General features: G+C 57.8%; 17 protein-coding genes and 1 tRNA gene. 11 read left to right on the forward strand and 7 right to left on the reverse strand.

Going from position 1 to position 20917, the window contains the following annotated elements:
• Window positions 1–40: 40 nt before the first annotated feature.
• Window positions 41–1504, reverse strand: a complete 1464-nt coding sequence (locus BVU17_13405) for a replication factor A (GenBank protein ID AUG48473.1) — start codon at window positions 1502–1504, stop codon at window positions 41–43.
• A gap of 141 nt (window positions 1505–1645) precedes the next feature.
• On the opposite strand from BVU17_13405, the gene BVU17_13410 reads away from it, so the two are divergent.
• Both BVU17_13410 and BVU17_13415 read left to right on the forward strand, forming a co-directional pair.
• On the forward strand, window positions 1646–2866 hold the full coding sequence (locus BVU17_13410) for a hypothetical protein (protein ID AUG48915.1): 1221 nt from the start codon (window positions 1646–1648) through the stop codon (window positions 2864–2866).
• 4276 nt (window positions 2867–7142) lie between these two features.
• Window positions 7143–7766, forward strand: coding sequence for a hypothetical protein (locus BVU17_13415; protein ID AUG48474.1), 624 nt, complete (start codon window positions 7143–7145; stop codon window positions 7764–7766).
• Between the two features lie 254 nt (window positions 7767–8020).
• Here the strand turns inward: BVU17_13415 and BVU17_13420 are convergent, their stop codons facing one another.
• Entirely contained in the window at window positions 8021–8368 is a 348-nt protein-coding gene (locus BVU17_13420) for a hypothetical protein (GenBank protein ID AUG48916.1), read from the reverse strand.
• A 258-nt stretch (window positions 8369–8626) separates the two neighbouring features.
• Here BVU17_13420 and BVU17_13425 point away from each other — a divergent pair.
• Window positions 8627–8699: transfer RNA gene (locus BVU17_13425), tRNA-Arg, on the forward strand.
• 339 nt (window positions 8700–9038) lie between these two features.
• Window positions 9039–9656 (forward strand): hypothetical protein, encoded by a 618-nt coding sequence (locus tag BVU17_13430; GenBank protein AUG48475.1) that lies wholly within the window; start codon window positions 9039–9041, stop codon window positions 9654–9656.
• 26 nt (window positions 9657–9682) lie between these two features.
• On the opposite strand, the gene BVU17_13435 is transcribed toward BVU17_13430, so the two are convergent.
• On the reverse strand, window positions 9683–10456 hold the full coding sequence (locus BVU17_13435) for an NAD-dependent epimerase (GenBank protein ID AUG48476.1): 774 nt from the start codon (window positions 10454–10456) through the stop codon (window positions 9683–9685).
• Between the two features lie 74 nt (window positions 10457–10530).
• On the opposite strand from BVU17_13435, the gene BVU17_13440 reads away from it, so the two are divergent.
• From BVU17_13440 to BVU17_13450, 3 genes are all read left to right on the forward strand, one after another.
• Complete coding sequence (locus BVU17_13440; protein AUG48477.1) at window positions 10531–10878, forward strand: hypothetical protein; 348 nt, start codon at window positions 10531–10533, stop codon at window positions 10876–10878.
• Between the two features lie 74 nt (window positions 10879–10952).
• Window positions 10953–12059 (forward strand): hypothetical protein, encoded by a 1107-nt coding sequence (locus BVU17_13445; protein ID AUG48478.1) that lies wholly within the window; start codon window positions 10953–10955, stop codon window positions 12057–12059.
• 105 nt (window positions 12060–12164) lie between these two features.
• Window positions 12165–12605, forward strand: a complete 441-nt coding sequence (locus BVU17_13450; protein AUG48479.1) for a hypothetical protein — start codon at window positions 12165–12167, stop codon at window positions 12603–12605.
• A 167-nt stretch (window positions 12606–12772) separates the two neighbouring features.
• Here BVU17_13450 and BVU17_13455 read toward each other — a convergent pair whose 3' ends face one another.
• Complete coding sequence (locus BVU17_13455) at window positions 12773–13297, reverse strand: hypothetical protein (GenBank protein ID AUG48480.1); 525 nt, start codon at window positions 13295–13297, stop codon at window positions 12773–12775.
• 116 nt (window positions 13298–13413) lie between these two features.
• Between BVU17_13455 and BVU17_13460 the strand changes: the two genes are divergently transcribed.
• The 3 genes from BVU17_13460 to BVU17_13470 are packed head-to-tail and all read left to right on the forward strand — an operon-like array spanning window position 13414 to window position 17053.
• A complete protein-coding gene (locus BVU17_13460) occupies window positions 13414–14223 on the forward strand; it encodes a cytochrome c oxidase subunit II (GenBank protein ID AUG48481.1) in 810 nt (269 codons plus the stop codon).
• Complete coding sequence (locus BVU17_13465) at window positions 14220–16784, forward strand: cytochrome C oxidase subunit I (protein ID AUG48482.1); 2565 nt, start codon at window positions 14220–14222, stop codon at window positions 16782–16784. The genes BVU17_13460 and BVU17_13465 overlap by 4 nt, the downstream gene beginning before the upstream one ends.
• A gap of 2 nt (window positions 16785–16786) precedes the next feature.
• Complete coding sequence (locus BVU17_13470) at window positions 16787–17053, forward strand: hypothetical protein (GenBank protein ID AUG48483.1); 267 nt, start codon at window positions 16787–16789, stop codon at window positions 17051–17053.
• 5 nt (window positions 17054–17058) lie between these two features.
• On the opposite strand, the gene BVU17_13475 is transcribed toward BVU17_13470, so the two are convergent.
• Entirely contained in the window at window positions 17059–17499 is a 441-nt protein-coding gene (locus BVU17_13475; GenBank protein ID AUG48484.1) for a hypothetical protein, read from the reverse strand.
• A gap of 138 nt (window positions 17500–17637) precedes the next feature.
• Here BVU17_13475 and BVU17_13480 point away from each other — a divergent pair, with 138 nt between their 5' ends.
• Window positions 17638–18069 (forward strand): hypothetical protein, encoded by a 432-nt coding sequence (locus tag BVU17_13480; protein AUG48485.1) that lies wholly within the window; start codon window positions 17638–17640, stop codon window positions 18067–18069.
• A gap of 245 nt (window positions 18070–18314) precedes the next feature.
• Here BVU17_13480 and BVU17_13485 read toward each other — a convergent pair whose 3' ends face one another.
• Both BVU17_13485 and BVU17_13490 read right to left on the reverse strand, forming a co-directional pair.
• Window positions 18315–20234 carry a multidrug ABC transporter ATP-binding protein gene (locus tag BVU17_13485; GenBank protein ID AUG48486.1) on the reverse strand — a complete coding sequence of 640 codons (1920 nt, stop codon included), beginning with the start codon at window positions 20232–20234 and terminating at the stop codon, window positions 18315–18317.
• A gap of 39 nt (window positions 20235–20273) precedes the next feature.
• Complete coding sequence (locus BVU17_13490; protein ID AUG48487.1) at window positions 20274–20846, reverse strand: hypothetical protein; 573 nt, start codon at window positions 20844–20846, stop codon at window positions 20274–20276.
• Window positions 20847–20917 lie beyond the last annotated feature (71 nt).

Consider the following 20917-nt stretch of genomic DNA (forward strand, 5'->3'; position numbering starts at 1 on the left):
TGTTGCGGTCTTAAGAGTTTCCGTAGCGTCGCTCGCCGACTCAGAACACGTCCTCAGCGTGGAGGCGGCCATCGCGGAGTTCGCCACGGACGGTTATCTCCTGCCCTAACTGCACGCGCTCGCCGGTTTCGACGCTCATCGTCTGCTCGCCGTCGTCGAGCACGACCGGGTCGCCGGTCTGGACGACGGTGCCGGTGAACTCCACCTGCTGGCCAGCGCTCTGTGCGCCGCCGTCCGGCGACGTGTCGCCGGAGTCGGCGCTGACAGCGGCCGCCTCGTCACTGCTGCTGGCGTCAGCATCGTCCGCTTCCTCGCCGAAAGTTGACAGACCGGCGTGTTCGGCGTCGGTCGTTTCGACGCTGGCTCCCCCGCCTGCGCCACCCGTCGCCAAGTCCGCACCGTCGTCGAGCACGACAATCGTCGAGTTCCAGCTCGCCGACGCTTCCTTGTCGTCCTGCCAGCCGTCCTGAATCTCGACATCGGCTGCGAGAACCTCGTCGCCCGGCGCGATGTCCTTGTCCGCCTTGTCGCCCCACAGCGCCACGCGGATGTCACCTGTCGCATCCTGAATGCGGACGTTCCGGACCTGCCCCTCGCTGCCGTCGTCGCGGTCGAACGTCCGCTTGGGGTCGGCCGAGCGGACGACGCCAGCGATGTCAACCGTCTCCTCAAGTTCGACCTCCGCTATCGGGTCGGCGTCGGGCTCGAAGGTCACGTCGTCGTCCACTTCGTCGACGGCCCCCTGGTCGCCGACGTGGAGTTCGAGTGAGCCGTCCCGCTCCCGGACGTAGCCGTCGACGACTTCGACAGCCGCGCCAGCATCGAGTTCCTCGGCACGGTCAGCGCGATCGTCCCACAGCGTCACTCGGATGCGCCCCGTCTCGTCACCGAGAGTGAGGTTCGAGACGCGGCCCTCGCTGCCGTCGTCGCGGTCAAAGGTCCGTATCGTGTCGGTATCGAGCACAAGCCCGCGCAGCGTCACGTCGGACTGCCCCATGGTCAGCGCGTCGATAGACGAGCCAGCGCCCGGTTCCACGTCGATTGTGGCGTCCTCGTCCGGCTCTGCCTTGTCGACGGACACCTCCAGCCCGTTGTAGCCGTCCTTCGGCCGACCCTTCACCCGGAGTACGTCGCCGACCTCCAGCTTTCCCTCGTCGATATCGACGGCCTGGCCGTCCCAGAAGGCGAGCCTGACGCTGCCGCTCTCGTCGGCGGCCTCAACGTTGATGACCCGGCCGTCTTCGTCCTCGTCGTCGCGTTCGAAGGTCTTCAGGTCGCCGATAGCCATCACCTTGGCGAGGAATTTGACCTCGTCCATTCCGGGTTCGATATCGGCGATGGCGTTGACCTCGTTCTCGTTAAGCTCGTGGGCCAACAGCATCGCGGCCGTCTCCTCGTCGGCGAGCCCGCCCATCTGCTCGACCTTCTCCTCGACGGCCTCGCGGAACTCCTCCTCGGGGACGTCCGTCTCTAAGTCCTCGTAAATGTCCTCTATCGCACCCATTGTTACATCTCCATGTCGGTCAATTCAAAACACGACCGACTAATACACGAACCAATGTCTGACCTACCCGACCGTGATTCTCCCAAGAACCTGTTGCGACAGGCAAGGGAGAGTCTCAAAACTGCTCGTGATGAGGGACGCATTAGTGAAGATGAGTTTGGCGTCATTGCTGAAATAGTCAACGCATATGATGAGAACAGACCATCTACCCCACCTCCTAAAGGAAAATCGCACAACGAAGGAACCACTCTCAAAGCATGGTGTAACCGACTACGGTTGGTGGCAGAACGACTTGAAGTGGACTTGACGGAAGCAACAGAAGATGACATCAACCAGTTATGGGACGATATTCTGAGTGGAAACCACCCTGATGTAAAGGACAGTGGATTGTCACCAAACACTGTGACCGCAAGGCAGTCTACAGTACGTCGATTCTATGAATTTCACGACGAGTTGGGCGTTGACCCAGAACAACTGTCCGTGATTGCACCTGAAAAGAACAACGTCGATGAACGAGATGTCTACACGGGTGAGGAGATTGATGCAATGAGAGAGTGTATCAACCACCCAAGGGACCGTTGTTTATTCGACCTCCTTGTCTACACTGGGCAACGACTACGTGCTGTCCAAACACTCCGTGTCAAAGACATTGATTTGGACGATGGGACATTCTATCTGAATAATGATGCTGGTGGACTGAAAGGGGCTGGTGGGAAACGACCGCTCCTTGGTGCAGAAGCAAGTGTCCGTGAATGGTTGGACTATCACCCAAACCCTGAACCAGACGCATACATCATTACCCAACGTCCCGACTATCGTGCTGATGCTGATGGAAGTAGCCCGTTGACACAGAAGTCAATACGACGATTACTCGATAGGATTGTAGATGATGCAGGAATCGACAAACCGTCAAATCCGCATAATTTCAGACATTCGTTTGTCACTATTGCAAAGCGGAACTATGGTATGGATGATTCAACCATCAAGGGACTCATTGGACACAGACTGGAATCCCGAGTCATGGAGGAAGTGTATTCACACCTGAAGGATGATGACCATGTTCGTGCTGCACAGGAAGCAACGGGAATCCGTGAACCTGATGAAGAGAGTCCTTTGTCACCCGACTTCTGCCCTACATGTGACGAGCCGCTGCCTGATAGAGCAAAGGCCTGCTCTCGATGTGGGACGATGTTCACACCCGACGCCAAGAGTGCGAAGCAACAGATGGACCAAGACCTTCATGAATCGAAGGGTGAAGCAAATGCAACAGACGATGAGCTTGGTCAGCAAGCCATTGAGCACCTGAAAGACGAGATTAAACAGAATCCCGAGCTTATGAATGCACTCCTTGATGAGTTGTAAATAATGACAAACTGATATAAACATACGGGAGTGAGTCTGCACTCAGAGATATGACAGACGACGTTACGGAACTCACCGAAGAGAACATTGAACAACTCTTTCCTGAAATTCAACAGTACAGGGAGACAGTAGGCGACGAAGGTATTGAGCGTATGTTAGATTTGTTGGGCGATTTTTCTGAAGAATTACAGCACAACTGGGAGAGGATTAGTAAAAGGAAGCATAACCCATCACGCAAGGGTGATGCGTTCGAAAACACATTGAAAGGATTTCTTGAGTCATATTTCACTTCTGCTTTCGACATACGGATAGGCTGCTCAGTTGTTGATTCAGAACTTCGTTGCTTCAACGAATTTGATTACAGACAGAACGAGTTTGATGTTGTGTCATCGTTTCGGACAGCAGTTCCGAATATAGTCTTCAGTGAAGATAACATGTACTGGGTACCGTATGACGGTGTTGCTTTTATTTGTGAAGTGAAATCGAAATTGACGAAGGACAAATTAGAAGGAGACCTTTCAAAGTTGGACATTTTACGGAAAATTAGAGGGAACCCATCTGATAGATTCCCTGATAATATATCTGGAACGAATATGATGGTGCCACATCAGCTACATTGTTTGATATATGATAAGAATGAGATTAATCAACAGACACAGAAAGAATTGTTGTATGAATACCCGAATTCTTGGGATTTGCTTCTAATTGTTAATGAAGACAAATTACTAATGAATTCTACTTTGCCATACGCCCACAAATTATTCAATAATGAAGGCCAAGAAGGTGAATTCCAGTGGTGCCACATCGACAACGGTCTGTTGTGGTTGATTGTAACCTTATCAGTATCAATCCCTCAACCGCCTGTTGTATACACAATAAATCCACTTGTAAAAATGGCCTCATTCATGGGTGCTTCAACGGGTGGTGGACACTACAAACACTAATTTGGGATGCATAAATCCGATATTCAGGTATCTGAGATAAACTGTTAGAACTGTATCCAACGTATCTCAAAGGGGCATCGTCGTTAATCCGCAGACATCGGTTGGTTAACCGAGTCTGTGGACGACAGCCCACTGTCACGACGTTCAAGGACTATTTTGGCAATCCATGAGCAAGGATAACCTTGGTCAATGATGTGCCGTAGTTCCTTATCTGTCAGTGTGCCATCGGTCAATGTGTTATGTCCTTTGGTCATAAGGAATCGACCCGTATCGGGTCGTTGTGTCATACACTTTGACCAACGGCGTTAGAAAAGAAGTATATCACATATTTAAACCCTCTACATCAGGAGAAATTGGTGGGACTAATTAATCCTACAATTTCCACACATTATCGAGTTAATATTGTATATAGACGATACTCATTAGACGCGTGAGTGGTTTGAATAATTTTTGAGTGGTATTTGTTCATCTTCACACTCAAACCGTCTGTGTAGCCGCTCATGGACTCTGAGAAAAGTGGAATCACAGCAGTACGAAGATAATTTAGTTTTGATTTACTATTATACTAATATCTATATTAATGCATTTAAGTTCATTGAGAATAAAGGTGGATTGGGAGCAAAGACTCCCGCCGTGGATGCGGCAAACAGGACGGTTGATGATGATTGAGTCGGTGGTTGAATCCAGATTGTTGCTCCACGCTTTCGATATACTATGACTGATTACACGACCATTTCTGTCAGCAAAACGACGAAGAAAGAAATTGACCGTGCAGGGCTTGAGTTGCTTGGACTTGATGCCAGCAAGGTAGCCTACAACGTGATTCTCTCGAAAATGGCGGCTGAAATCAACGAGGGGGACAACTGATGCCTCATTACAGTGATGCTCAAACGGGTGGTGAACTGAGAGAGACTACGTCAGGAGATTATCGGGTGAGGGCAGGGACACCGTTGTTTTTCGATACCGCAGATACTTGTGTTCCATTCAAGCCGTCTGAGCACGACCGTGTTGACGCCGTCGCACTGATGGAACAATCCCATCCATCGTACTCTCGGCATGTTGAGAGCAACATTCAGGAAGATATTGTGTTCACTGTAGATGATGGTGAGCGTTCCATCAAGCCGCTCCGTGGTGGGTACAACAGTGCTCAGAAGTCGGTTTTTTCCAATGACGTTGATTTTCCCTCTGTTCCTGTTGCAGGACTGAATGATGGTGACACAATCGAACTACGGAGTGTCACCGAACAGTGTGATGCCTACAACGGGGAATTTCCGCCCCAGTTCTTTTCACGGAAAACGTCTGTCTCACTCGTTGAAGACATTTATTCAGTTGATGGTGTTCGTCTTGCTCCCACTGATGATGTAGATGAGAACAAGCCATCTTACGAGCTTGGTACGACTGCCCAGTTGGGGGCAACGTTCCGTAACATGTCTTCCAAGAGAGGGTACAGTGAAACGATTTCCGTAACGGTTGACCAATAACTGATTCGGAATTTAGTGCTAAGTACACCGAAGATGGGTGGGTTGTAGATTCATCTTCAAACGACATTGACGCAGAGGTTTCATACGTTGTTGATGTCAGTGGAAAGGGGCGTGTAACCATCGAGGTGATTCCACGAAATTAGGCCCCCCTTCGATGTCCACAAAGAGGTAATATACTCATGTCTATTCTAAGCGTTCTCACAGCCGTTGTGTGAGTATTTGTGATATATCGAGTGTAGTGGGACGTGTTACCCTTCAAACTCCTTCAGTGGACATATATGAGTTATTTGAATTAAGGTTCAACTTCTGTTGATTCAACGCCGTGTGTGAATGATTGTCAACTCATTTTGCCTCGCGTGCGCAAAGAATCCGACTGTATTGTTAACAAAGTGTTAGCATAGAGTGGATGTTGGGAAAACCACTCCGCTGTATTTCTAAAACAGACAGCCTCAAACAACGACTGCGGCTGTCTGTTTTAGAAAGTACAGCATCCGTGGTTTTCCCCCACTGTGTTCGGAGAACAGTGTTAGAAAGAAGTGGTAGAAAGTAGTGTTAACAGCAGGTGGGATTGGTTGTTTGAATTACCTTTTCTCATCGGCAGTTAAGATGGTGGAGTGAAGGAATCAATACTCGGCTGTGAGGGCAACAGACTGTTCCCTATCGGCTTTCGAAAATTGGGAGAAGTATTGAACCAACATCTTCTGCTTAGTGCCCTCACTGCCGTCTGCTCCATGATGAACGCCGTTACAGTGCGAATAGAGTGAGTGAATGGATGGACCGCTAAAGTTGCATCCATCGACTGGGCAACCGAGTACATCAACGGTCTGCTCGAACAGGATGGTGCTATCATCTTGTCCGTCAACAGTAGGTCCACCAGCCAGCGTTTGTTGTGTTGCCGCCATTATATTCGTAAGTTGTACTACTAACTAATAATACTGTCGGAAGATACATTATCCCAAAATCTCATGAAAATTTTAAATCAGAGAATGGGGGTATCGACGTTTCCCATTCATAGACTTTCGACGGGGTATTCTCACCGTCTGACCCCATGCTTTCAGGTTGACAGGCACCATTGCAGGCACTTACTGCTCTGATGGTTTGGTGTAAATAGAGAGATTGGGTGGCCCTCCCGTGGTGTGGAAAATACGCCTTTGGAACCTATGATTGAACGGCGTTGCTCACATGCCACTCCGTCAGAATAACAATAATTTTCGCACACGCCCGTCACACATCGTCTACTGTACAAAGCTCCACGAGAAATAACAATACTGAATAACAGTCTCATTGAGTACCCTACTTTAGTATCCACCATTCGTGTTCTCACTGCGGCTGTTGTCCCAATTCATCTATACACACAGCATCCCAATGCTGTCAGTGGTTCGTGTCGTGTTGCTACTCGATTCAGTACGACGCAGCGGTTTAGCGTCGTACTGTGAGACGTAGCGACCGACCGAACCCACCATACTCTCCCGTTGCACCACACTCAGTGTATCCACCCGTGACGCCGTCTTGGATACGCATCAGTAGTGCCACGGCCAGCCCGTCGATGGTGGGAGAATAAACGGTCCGTAGTACCATCCGCCCAAACACAAAGGTTTAGACGTGAGTGTAGTACTACAATCGACCCGTTTTCTCCAGATTACATATACTCAAATATTGAATTAACTATTCATATCATATTGGGTATGGTTATCGGCGAAGATTCACCGATTCTTCCACCCCTATATTGGTCGTACCAACGCAGTAGATACACCGTGAACGTTGACACCGTCAATATATCAACATAAAGAAACTTGCCACACATTCATGAGGAGTCAATATTTTGTGTATCGATGTTCTTTTTCGGTCAAGATGTCTAATAGTTCGAATTACATTTCACCGAATAAAGACAAGTCATCATACCATTGTCCTCGATGTGGTGTTTATTCGGAACAAAACCACTTTGCACTAAGATGTTCAAACTCGACTAATCGAATTTTGAATGGGACTGCAACGAAATGCACACACTGTAGAGATTACCACCTCTGGATAGGTGATGAACTTGCTGTGCCTTTAGCATCAATTGCTCCACCACCTGCTGAGAATATGCCTGATGATGTGAAGGAGGACTATGAAGAGGCTCGCCAAGTTGTAAACCATTCATCAAAGGCGGCAGCAGCACTACTCAGACGTTCGATAGAATCACTAATTGATGAACTATTAGATGATGCATCAGGCCACCTATACAGTGATATTGAGACTCTCGCTGATGAAGAAATAATAGACGACCGTATTCGGAAAGCGTTTGATGCTATCCGTGTCAATGGAAACGAATACACTCACGCAGGGCGGATTTATGCGCAAGACAATCAAGAAAAAGCATTGCGTATGTTTGAGCTAATCAATGTCATTGTTCGGACGACAATCTCTGATGACCGAATTATACAGGAAATGTATCGAGACCTACCAGAGAACAAAAAGCGGGAAAATAACTGATTCAATAGTTGTACTCGAACAGAGGGTGAATAAGAATTGATGGACATGCAAAGTACTAAACCGCACCCATCTATCTATGGGACGCTGGGCTGGGGCGCGCTTAAGCGTTGTCGTTGGGCGAGCGAGCGGCCGCTGTCGGTCGATTTCGGTGGTCGTCCGTCCATTGTTCGATGGTGGTCATGGGATAGGATATAAACCCTTGTCGGCTGACTCGACAGCAGCTGCCACCGCAGTGACAGCAACACGAGTCGCCGTTAGCGTGTTGCTGTTGTTACAGTACTCTGGCCGTCGCCAGTGTCGTGAGAAACGACCACTGTGCCGGGGAGGCCGTTCGCAAACGTCACCGTAGCCCGGTAGTCAATTTCCATAATAGCTTGGGTACACATATCGCCAGCGTCTGTCATCTCTGTCGGTCCAACGCCGATACTCAGTTCATTCGAGCCGGAATCATACGTAGCATCTGTCAGGTCGGCCGTTTTGCACCCGTCAGCGCCCCAGATAGTGCCTTCGACGACGACCCGGTCCCCGTCGAAAGTCACTGTTGCCGAACTCACCTGTGACCCAGACTGTCGGCTAGTAACGCTGAATGTCGTTTCGTTCACACTCGGAGGATCACTCGGACTCTCTGTGAGTGTTTCCCCGCTTCCGGGAGCATCGCCAGAGCAGCCGGCAAGCGCTATCGAGCAGTTGAGCCCGCCGTATCGCAGGAGGGTGCGCCGTTTCATACCTGCCATAATGTATCCCGAATGAAAGGTCTTCCCGGTCGCTCAAACCAGCGTTGTAGCGACGTGTGTCGACACGTCGCGTGACGGCACACGAATCGTCACCCTTTTTAGGTGCACCACCCTCTCTGGATATGAGTCCGGATAGGGTAGTGGACTATCCTCTTGGCTTGCGGAGCCAGGGACCGGAGTTCAAATCTCCGTCCGGACGTTTTTGCCGACATCCAACGGCGAGCGACAGCAGTCACAGGTGTCGGCGAAACTCTACGCGGAGATCTGAGCAGACGAGGAACGCGCAGCGAAGCGAGCATTTCTCGGCGAGTTCAAATCTCCGTCCGGACGTTCACTGCGTTCACGACCGGACGTGCTCCACGCTCGCGGTGCTCGCGTGGAACTCCGTCCGGACGTTTCTCTACAGTACAACACCGCGGGCGTAGCGAGCGGTCAGTGCTGCGGGCCGTTTCTGCCGACACCAGAACCCGAAGCCACAGCGTCCCGCTCTGGTCGAAACGCCGATGTGGTTTTCCGGCCACGAGGCGAACACACCCCTGTGCGCGACCATCTCCGTGCCGGCATTGCAGTGTACAACGAAGGGCGCTACCACGCCGCACACGATGCGTGGGAGGAGTACTGGCTGGACCTCGGTTCGGGCGACGATGAACGCTTCCTGCACGGTCTCATCCAGTTCACCGCGGTCGTCCACCACGCCAGCGAGGAGAACTGGTCAGGCGCGCGCGGGCTGGCCGAGAGCGCGGCGGAGTACCTCAACGGCCTGCCCGACCCGTACCGCGGTGTAGCGCTGGCGGACGTGCGGACCTTCCTCGACGAGGCGGCGGCTGGCCCCCACCACGCGGCGGCGGACCCGCCGACATTGACACACGACGGCGAAGCGATTGGCTACGACGCGCTGGATTTCGGCGCGACGGCCATCGCCGCCGAGGTGCTTGCGGAAGCGGGCCGGTACGATGAGGCGGTCATCGACGCCGCTGTCGACCGTGCGCGGAGCGAACTCGACAGCGACGGCGGCTCGCAGTTTACCGGAATGCTGTTCTCGTTCGTGCGCGAGCGCGACCAGCGGCCCGTCGTCTACCAGCGGCTCCGGGACCACGTCGAACTAGAACAGCAGAAAGACGACGACGTGCGTGGGCTGTTCGACGGCTCGGGATAGCGTGCGACCGGGGCGGTAGGAGATGCCTACGGCTCCGGTTCGGCGACGCGTTCCTCGCCGTCGAAGTGCGCGGAGTTGTCCTGCGGGTCGTATCCGAGGGCTTCCTTGGCGCGCTCGATGGAGTAGTACTTCCGGTCGTTGTCGGAGATGCCGTAGACGATCTCGTACTCGTAGTCAGCCTGAAGCGCGCAGTCGTGGATGTGGGCACAATCCCGGTAGGAAAGCCACATTGCCTGGCCACGCTCGTAGTCGATGGGCGGGTGGCCGCGCGTGAGGTTACCGATGCGGATGTTGCAGACGGAGAGGCCGTACTGGTCGTGGTAGTAGCGGCCCAGCACCTCGCCGGTGGCTTTCGAGACGCCGTAGAGGTTTCCGGGGCGGGGGAGTTCCGTCCCGTCGAGGCGGTACTGGTCGTCCGGGCGATACATCTCTGGCGTGCGCTCATCCGTTTCGAAGGAGCCGACGGCGTGGTTCGAGGATGCGAAGACGAACTTCTCGACGCCTTCATCGACAGCGGCCTCGTACATCTTCTGGGTGCCGTCGATGTTGTTTTCGAGGACGGAGTCCCAGGGGGCTTCTGGCCGGGGGTCGCCGGCCAGATGGATGACAGCGCCGACGCCGTCCATCGCCGCGGCCACGTCGCCCTCGCTGGACACGTCCCCGACGAGGTACTCGTGGTCGGGCTCCTCGGCGGGTGGGCTGTGGAACATGAGTTTCCACTCGTAGGCGTCCTCGAGTCCCTCGAGGATGGCCGCCCCGACAGCGCCGCCAGCGCCGGTGAGCAGAACCGGGTCGTCCATTCGTATGAGACGATACGTCGCACGCAATAGGTAGCTTGCGGTTCGCTTTTGTGTCGCCCAGCCGGACCGATTGTATGGAACCCACAGCTCCGCAAGAGGCGTGTTTCGAAGCGGGCGTCAAGTTCGGGTCGTTGTATCACCAGTTCGCAGGGACACCAATCAGCCCGGATAGCGCCGACTCGCTCGCAGCGGCAATGGAAGAGGCCATCGAGAACCAGCCGTTCTGTGAGACAGTTACCGTCAGCGTTCGCACGGGGGCACTCGAAGACGCTATCGCCGAGGGGGGTGCGGACTACACGGAACTCACCGGGCGGTTCATCGACGTCGAGATGCGCATCGAATACGAGGGGGTCACAGTCGAGACCAGCATGGCGATGGAGGACGGGTACCCGCTGATGCAGGTCGACGCAGTGCAAGAGTAAAATAGCCAGCGAGCGGCCAGAATGCCTGACACAGCCCCGAAAATTTTACCAGAGGGGAGTGTGAGACTTCCGATATGGCCCTCCACGCAGTCGACGATATCGACGACGCAATCGACGCGACGAAGTCGTTTCTGTTCCCGTTCGAGAAATGGACGTGGCTCCGAATGGCGTTCGTCGTGTTCTTCATCGGTGGCGGCGGTGTCGGGCTGAACAACGTCCAGTCGTTCAGCAACTTCGGTGATTTCGGTGGGAACGGCGGGCCAAGCGGCCCCAGCGGCCCAGGAGGCGGGTTTCAGCTGACCGCGCCGCTTGAAGCTGTGCTGTCCCTGCCGGGGGACCTCACGAGACAGGTCTCCGAACCCGGCGTCCCGTCCGGCGCGCCGGACGAGCTACTCGCCGGGGCCGGACTTCTCGTGTTCGCCATTATCGGCCTGTTCATCCTGCTGGGGCTCGCATACGGTATCCTGAGTAACTTCATGGAGTTCGTGTTGACGCAGGCGCTTATCGACCGCGAGATACACGTCCGCCAGCATTTCAGCGAACACGTCGGGGACGGCATACGGCTGCTCCTGTTTCGGCTGGTCCTCGGGATTATCTGGCTCGGCATCGCCCTCGTGATCGGTGCGGCCGGGTTCTTCCTGGTGCTCGGTGGTGATGCCGCAAACGTCGGGGCGTCGAGCGTCCTCGCGCTGTCGGGACTGTTCATCGCCGTGTTCGCAGTACTGGCCATAACCTACGGTATCGTCTTCGGATTCACCACGGTGTTTGTCGTTCCGCTGATGACGGCAGACAACGACGGCGTTCTCTCCGGGTGGTCGCGGCTCTGGGGGTCAATAAAGAGCCACCCGAAGCAGTACCTCGCTTACCTGTTTTTCTCCATCGTCCTTCAGATCGGTGTCGGTATCGTCAGCGCGATTCTCGGTATTATCGCACTCATCGTCGTCGCGATTCCTGTCGGACTCGTCGCGTTCGGGCTGTATCTCGCCGTTCAGGGAACTATCGGAGTCGTTTTGGCCGGCGGTATTGGCCTGCTGGGCGGGCTGGTTTTCATCGTCCTCAGTGCGCTCATTCAGGTCCCGCTGACGACGTTCCTCCGGTACTACGCGATGCTTGTGCTGGGTGACATCGACGCCGACATGGACCCGATGCCCGAGGTGCGCTCGGACATCCGGGCCGAGTAGCCACAATGCCTTTTCGGTTTCAGGACTGACCAGACGGCCACGTCTTGCGGTTTCACTTTCACTTTCAGGCGGGCTTTTAACCCATCACCACACCAATCGTTCTGTATGAGTCAGTCAAGTCTGGACGACGACGAACTGTTCGGCGAGGCGGCCAATGAAATGCGCACGGATGTTGAGGAGTCACTGGCGAAGGCCCGGGACGCGCTCCCAGAGGCCGATTCTGTCTGGGACGTGGAGGCCGACAACACGCTCGGTGTGCTGAACTCGCTCAAAACGGCACTCGACGTGGGCGATGCCGAGGACCATCTCCGCGACGCGAAGAAGTGGTACACGATGGGCGAACGCGCAGACGCCTTCGAGGACGCCGATGACTTTGCGGAGGAGATTGAGACTATCGCAGACCTCATCGACGACGTCGACGACGCTCGCGAGCAGGTCGGCGACCTCACAGCGACGATTCCACAGCTTCGCAGCACGCTCGAAGAGTTCGAGGGCGACGACGGGGCGGATACAGAGGCGGACGCCGACGCAGAAGCGGAAGCCTGAGTTCGGGAGTCACATTCCGGCGTATGCTCGCTACGTTCTCGCCGGTAGCCAGCGCGCTACTCGCGTCGTCCAGCGACTTTTGACCGACTACCATCACGTCGTGATCGGGCCCGATACGGCGGGAGTCGCGACGCCGTTCTCTCGCTGGAACACAGCAGCGAGGCGACTCAGACGATGGAGTCCGGGCGGGTCGAGAAGTAGTTGAACACCGCGCCGAGGCCGATACCGTAGACCACGTGCGCGACCAGCGTCAGCACCGCATACAGCACCAGCGTGAGTCCGGACTGGCCGGTGTAGAAGGCGAGGACAAACCCAGTCCACATGGCCCCGCCGAAGAACGCGCCGCTGACGTGGTCGGACTGGCCCGGGAGGTACGCCTTCAGCGAGGCAAACAGCAGCGGCCACGGGAACATGCCGCCGCCGAGGAAAATGAAGAACCCGAACAGGACTTCCGGCACGTAGCCGGTCAAACCCACGAGTTCGGTGAGGATGGCAAAGTCGTCGAGGTTGAACGCGCCCAGTGACTGGGCGATGAGGAAGACGACCGTCATCATCGCTGTCCCGACTAGTCCACCAGCGGCCCCGACGACGCCGTCGGCGATAATCCCGGCGAGACTGTCAAACTCCTCGGCCTCAGTGAGACCGTCGTCGTTGATCGGCGGGTCCTCGACGCCAGATGACGTATCTTCCATGGTGTGGTGTAACATGCCAGTGGGTAAAAAGGTTCTCGCACACGTCGAAGGTGGAGAGTATATGTCAACTATCTGTCCCCAATACCTATTACAGGGTGGGAAGAATCATGAAGATAATGCCGGGACCCATGATAACACTTGTCGCGATTGTGTTTCCCTTGCACGGTGGCGACGTCAGGGCACCAAGCGCAGTGTTCGACCAGATATTCGAGGTGTTCCTGCTACTGGGGACGGCTGTCGGGGTGGTCGTCGTGGCTTATACCATGTACCACGCGCTCAAGTACCGCGACGACGGAAGCGGAACGGACCCGTACGCCGACAAGGTCGAGCGGCCCGAGATGGGTGAGCTTCCGACCGGGGGTTCGGGCGGTCGGAAGGTGTTTTACTCCTTTAGCATCAGCGCCATCATCGTCGTCTCGCTCATCGCCTGGACGTACTCGCAGCTGCTGTACATCGAGCAGGGTCCCGACCCGGCCCAGGAGGAGGCGCTGGAAATCGACGTGGAGGGGTACCGCTTCGGCTGGGACTTCATCTACCCGAACGGGCACACGGCGAACACGCTCTACGTGCCACAGGACCGGGTGGTCAGGTTACGGGTGACCTCGACGGACGTGTTCCACAACTTCGGGATACCGGCGGTGCGGGTCAAGACCGACGCCGTGCCGGGCCAGTACACCTCGGCCTGGTTCACGGCCAACGAGACGGGGACCTACACCGCCAAGTGCTACGAACTGTGTGGCAGCGGCCACTCGCTGATGACGGCGGAGGTGGTCGTGATGCCCCAGGACGAGTACGGGGACTGGTATAACGGGACTGCCGGACAGAGCGGGGGCCAGGCGGCGAACGGGACGACTGAGTCGGCAAGCCTCGGAACGCCGACCGCGGGCACTGCGCCCGACGCGACCGCGGGGGGTGTCGGCGCGTGAGCCACGACCACGGCCTCCCGCCCAAGTCGTCGGTAAGCCGGTGGTTCCTCACGACCAACCACAAGGACATCGGCGTCCTGTATCTCATCACCGCGCTGTTCTTCCTCGTCTTCGGCGGGGTGTTGGCCCTGCTGTTCCGCCTCGAACTGATTTCCTCCGGCGCTGACCTGCTCGGGTCGATAGGGTACAACCAGGCCGTCTCGACCCACGGCCTGCTGATGGTGTTCTGGTTCATCTCGCCCTTTGCCTTCGGGTTCGCCAACTACCTCGTCCCGCTGCAAATCGGTGCGGACGACCTCGCCTTCCCACGCCTGAACGCCCTGTCGTACTGGCTGTACCTGTTCTCGGGTATCCTGATGGGCGTCTCCTTCTTCCAGGGGACCACCTTCGCCGGCGGCTGGACGATGTACGCCCCGCTGAACACGCCGGCCTACATCCCCGGCGAGGGGCTGGGCGCGACTTCGGTCGTGCTCGCGCTCATCATGTTCACTGCCGCCGTGACGCTGGGGTCGGTGAACTTCCTGACGACGATGTACCGCATGCGCGCCGAGGGCCTGCGGATGCGGGACATCCCCATCTTCTCGCTGTCTATCAACCTCACCGTCTGGATGATGCTCTTTGCCTTCGCGGCGCTGCTGGCCGCGCTGATGATTCTCGCCTCCGACCACATCCTCGGGACGACCTACTTCCAGTACTCCATCGACGGGACGACGATGGCGACCGACGCGGACAACCCCGGCGCGTCGCTTTTGTGGGCGCACCTGTTCTGGTTCTTCGGCCATCCGGAGGTGTACATCGTCTTCTTCCCCGCGCTGGGCGTGATGGCTGAGTGCTTCCAGACCTTCACAGGCCGACGACTCGTCGGCCGGAAGTGGTTCATCATCTCGATGGTGCTGGTGGCGATCCAGAGTTTCGTCGTCTGGATGCACCACATGTTCCTGACCGGCATCAACCTCCCCATCAAGACCATCTTCATGGCGACCACCATCGGCATCTCCCTGCCGTTCGACCTGATGGTGTTCTCGCTCATCTACACGATGGCGAAGGGGCGGGTCCGGTTCACGACACCGTTCCTGTTCTCGCTGGGCGCGCTCATCCTGTTCATCATCGGTGGTATCACGGGCGTCTTCCTCGGGGCTATCGTGCTGGACTACCAGTTCCGCGGGACCTACTGGGTCGTCGCGCACTTCCACTACGTGATGGTCGCGGGCGCGACCGCCCTCTTTGGCGGCCTGTACTACTGGTACCCGAAGATAACCGGGAAGATGTACAACGAGCGCCTGGGGAAGATACAGTTCGGCGTCTACTTCCTCGGGTTCAATCTGCTGTACTTCCCGATGTTCATCGCCTGGGAGACTCCGCGGCGGGTGTTCGTCTACCCCGAGGGCCTGCAGATATGGCACTCGATGGCGACCGTCGGCGGGTTCGTGCTGGGCGCGAGCTTCCTCCTCATGTTCTACAACCTCTTCGTGAGTCTCTGGCGCGGGGAGGACGCCGGCCCGAACCCCTGGGAGTACGCCACCTCCGCCGAGTGGGCGGTGTCGTCGCCGCCGCCGCTGGAGAACTTCCCGGGCGTCCCCAGCTACGCCACCGGGAAACTGGAGTTCCTCGACGACGAGACGGTGGCCGAGCGGACCGAGAGTGCGCCCGGGGCTGCGGCCCACGGCCACGCGGCGACCGACGGCGGGACCGCCACGGACGGCGGGGCCGTGACGGCCAGAGCCGCGGCGACGGCCACCGCGATGGAGCCGGCCCACGAGACCGCCGGCGAGGAACACGCCAGCCACGCGAGCTTCTGGCCGTTCCTCGTCAGCCTCGGCGGGTTCGTCACGTTCCTCGGCCTCTCGGGCGTGCGGACGGGGAGCATGGTGTACCTGTCGATGGCAGCTATCGGCGGCCTCGTGACGTTTGGCTCGCTCGTCGGGATGACCCGCGAGCCGTTCCACGCGCCGGAGATGGCCATCGCCGAACGGTGGCCCTTCTCGTCAGTCGAGAAGATGAAGCTCGGGATGTGGACGTTCCTGGCGAGCGACATCGTCCTCTTCGGGGCCTTTATCGGCTCCTACGCCTTCGTCCGGGTCGCCTACGGCTGGACGGCCTGGCACCACGACCTCATCCCCGCCGAGCACGTGACGATGCCCGGCCTCATCAACACGTACCTGTTGCTCACGTCGAGTTTCCTCGTCGTGCTGGCGATGGTCGCCGCCGAGCGGGAGAGCAAGCGCGGGACCGTCGCCGCCCTCGTCGGGACGTTCGCGCTGGGCGTCGGCTTCCTCATCAACAAGGGGCTGGAGTGGCAGCACCTGTTCCACATCCACAGCGAAGCGTTCCCGAACGGGTGGACCCTCTCGACGAACATCGCGTCGTCGACGTTCTATCTGACGACTGGACTGCACGGAGCCCACGTCACAATCGGGCTCATCATCTGTGCGTACATGGTCGTCAGGGCCTGGAACGGGGCCTACCAGGGCGACGACAGGGCCATCGAGTACTTCGGGCTGTACTGGCACTTCGTCGACATCGTCTGGCTGTTCCTGTTCCCGCTGTTTTACATCCTATAACCATGGACTGGAAAGGCTACACCGTCATATACGTCGTACTGTTCGCCTTCGCGACCGCGCAGGCTGTCGTTGAGTTCGCCGGCCTCGTCGACAGCGCCTATTGGGTCGCCTTCGCGCTCATCATGGTACTGTCGGTCGTCAAGGCCGTCGGCGTCGCCGCGTACTACCAGCACCTGCGCTGGGAACCTCGGGCCGTCACGTACCTCGTCCTCGGCGGCACCGTCGCTGCGCTCGCGTTGACCGGTGCAGCGGCGTACTCGATACTGTGAAGGGGTCAGGCCAGTAGCTGGAAGCTGACCGCGATGAGGAAGAGGACGCCCGCGACCGTCGCAGACTCGGCGACCGCCAGCGAGCGGGGGTGCCCACGGCGCGTCGCCGAGAGGTACACGCCGAACAGCAGGTATCCACAGAGGCCCGCACCCCCGACGATAGCGACCGCCAGCCCCGCTATCGACTGGACCTCGACGGGGCCGGAGATAGAGGCGACGACACCGACGAGAAGGCCGACGACCAGCACCGCGAACGCGCCTACCCAGGCCATCGGCTGGTCGGCATACGTCTCGAAGCGGTCTTCGCGCTCGCCCGCTGTGGACCGGGCGCTCGTCGACGCTCCCGGACTGTACTGGTACCAGCGGCGTCCCCGGACCATCCATGCGACCACCGCCACCACGAACGCGCCCATTAGTCCCATGCTAGCGAGGTACGTGGTTGACATGTGATAATATTACAATATGACACGTAATAATCGTTTGCGTTCGGCCGGGTAGAAATCGGCGTCTTTGCTATTGAATTGTTGAACCAGCGAGGCGTCTCTCACCGAAAGCCTATACGCATCTGAAAACGACTGCGACCTGTGCAATCCGCCCCGTTCGCCGTTGAACAGTCTTTAATCGGCGCTGCTCTGGCGCTTACGACCGTCATCTACGTTGGAAATCTCATCGCACTGGGCTACTGGGCCCGTGCAGAGGCCAGCGCACGTAACGGCTCAACTCTCTGGACGTTCCTGTTCCTGTATACGGGTTTTGGGCTGGTCTACTACGTTTGGGTCCGCTACGTCCGACACGACTGGGAGTCGCGCTCGGAGCCAGCCGACCGGCGCGAACGGATAGTTACTGCTTACTCGCTTGCTGTTCTCCTCGCATTCATCGTCGGGGCGTTCGTCACGCCGCCAGATCCGATGACGCAAACCCTGACTCTCCCGCCGCTGTTTGCAGTCTCGTTCGTCGTCTCGTATCTGTTTGTCACGCGAGGGTCAGTCGACGGTCGCGGCAGAACTACTGTCTGAGCTGTGGGAGCGTGCTGTCGTCTGTGAGTGTGGGTCAGCTAGCACCGCCAAGTACCGACAGGACAGAGTGACAGAAGAGAACTCTGATTCCTCGGGGCATTGATTTCCGGCGACCAGCTGTCGGCCGCGCCACATCTGAAGAATAAGATGTCAGCAGAGCCAAACGGCTCGAACATAGCGTCCTCCCCCTTCAGTCATCAGCTAATGCCGACCACTGACGGCTCGGACAAGGAGTCCTCGCCGGTTCAGTCGTCGGCATCCGTCCGCGCCCGGCGCTGAATCGCCCGCTCGACGAAGTCTTCGGGAAGTTCGTCGATTTCGCCGGCCTGGACTGCCCAGAGGTTGGCGTAGAGGCCGTCGGCGGCAAGCAGTTCATCATGGCTCCCCCGTTCGACGATGCGGCCGTCCTCAACGACGAGAATCGTGTCGGCGTCTTTCACCGTCGAGAGGCGGTGAGCGATGGCAAACGTGGTCCGGTCGGCGGTCAGGTCGTCGAGGGACCGCTGGATGAGCATCTCCGTCTCCGTGTCCACGTCGCTGGTCGCCTCGTCGAGAATGAGGATTTCGGGGTCTTTCAGCATCGCCCGGGCGATGGCGATGCGCTGGCGCTGGCCGCCCGAGAGCTTGACGCCGCGCTCGCCGACCATCGTGTCGTAGCCGTCGGGGAGATTGCGAACGAACTGGTCGGCCTCGGCGGCCTCCGCGGCAGCGACGATCTCCTCGTCGGTGGCGTCGAAGCTTCCGTAGGCGATGTTCTCGCGGACCGTGCCATAGAACAGGAACGTTTCTTGGCTGACGTAGCCGATGGCACGGCGGATGCTCTGTATCTGCACGTCTTGCACATTCTGCCCGTCGATGCGGACTGCGCCCTCGTCCACGTCGTACATCCGGAGCAGGAGCTTCAGAACGGTGGATTTCCCCGCGCCGGTCGGGCCGACGAGCGCGACCGTCTCACCGCCCTCGGCCTCGAAAGAGACGTCCGAGAGCACCGGGTCGTCGCTGTCGTAGCCGAAGGTCACGTCATCGTACTCTACCCGCCCGTCGGTCACGGCGAGTGGCGGCGCGTCTTCGGCCTCTTCGAGGCGGCCAGGCGTGTCCATCAGCCCGAACACGCGCTCGGCGGAGGCGTAGGCCCGCTGGTACATGTTGATAATCTGTCCGAACTGCGCCATCGGCCAGACGAACCGCTGGGTGTAAATGATGAACGCGACGAACTGCCCGCGGGAGAGCGGCGCCGTCAGCGGGCCGGGTGCCTGCCCGGTGACCATCAGCCCGCCGACGACGAACGTGACGACGAACCCGAGGCCCGAGACCAGTCGGAGGCCGGGGAAGAAGGTGATGCGCGTCTCGATGGCGTCCCAGTTGGCGTCGAGGTAGTCCTCGGAGGAATCCTCGACGCGGTCGGCCTCGTAGGGTTCGGTGTTGGCGGTCTTGATTATCTGGATGCCGCTGAGGTTGTTTTCCAGTCTGGAATTGAGCTTTCCGACCGTCGACCGCACCTCGGCGTATTTGGGCTGGATAGTCTCGATGAACCGCTTGGTGAACACCGCGATAAGCGGCACCGGGAGCAACGCGACCAGCGCCAGCTGCCAGTTCATATAGAACAGGTACGTGGCGATGCCGACGACCATGATTATCATCCGCGAGGCGGAGTTGAGCCCGTCGTTGAGGAACTTCTCCAGCCGGTTCACGTCGTTTGACAACACCGACATCATCTCGCCGGTCTGCTTGTCGGCGAAGAAGTCCATGTTCAGCCGCTGCATCGTCTCGTAGGTGTCGGTGCGGACGGCGTGTTGGACGTGCTGGGCGAACTTGTTCCAGCCCCAGTTCCGACTCCAGTGGAAGACGGCCCCGAGGCCAAAGGAGGCGGCGATGATGCCGGCCGTGAGCCACAACTGCGGCCCCTGGCCGCTGGGAATCCAGGCGTCGGGAACCAGGAAGAGCCCGTACTCGGTCTCTTGGAGGAAGATGGCGTCGATAGCCAGCGCGAGGAGGATGGGCGGCAGCAGGTCCAGCATCCGGGCCACGATAGAACTGCAGAGGCCGACAACGAACGCCCCCAACTGCCCCCGGCCGTAGCCGGTGAACAGTCTGAGCATCGGCCGGTCGACGCGTTCCCTGGCGTCCTCGAACACGTCGTCGTCCGAACCCGCGTCGAAATCCATTATCGAATTCAGGGGCCGAACCCGCAAAAGGTCGTCGGGCTACGTGGCTTCGGGCGGCAGGTCGACCCGGTCGCCGACCTCGACGCCGGTTCGGTTTGTCCACCCGCGGTTCACTTCGAGGACGTACTTCCCATAGCCCGGATACTCCGCGCTGTACTGTTCGCCCTCCGGCGGGAGCGGCGCGTGGTGGATCGTTGTGATAGTGCCGTTAGCGTCGATGAAGATGATATCGAGCGGGAACGACATGTTCCGCATGACGTAGGTGTGTGTCCCCTCGGACTCGTGGACGAACAGCATTCCCTCGTCCGGTCCGAGTGACTCGGTCTCGCTCAGTCCGACATAGCGCTGATTGAACGTCTGTGCGATGCGAACCTCGACCGTGCCCAGTGGTTCCCCAGCGTTGTCTTCACGTACCGCGACGGTCGTCTCCGGCGTCGAAGCGTCCGTCCCGGTCGGTGTCGTCGCCGTCGTCGCTCCCTCTCGAACCGTCACTGTCCCCTCCTCGTACTCGCCAGTTCCCAGCACCTCGACCCAGAGCCCGGTCTGGAGGACCACGGCGGCGGCGACGAGAAGCCCGACGGCTCCCAGGACAACCACGGCAGGGCGCTGCATACTCCGTGTGAGGGACAGGCCGTGGGTAATACTGTCGGTGCCCACTGTCGACTGAGAGAGAAAGCGTTATT

It is taken from the genome of Haloarcula taiwanensis (assembly GCA_002844335.1).
GTDB lineage: Archaea > Halobacteriota > Halobacteria > Halobacteriales > Haloarculaceae > Haloarcula > Haloarcula taiwanensis.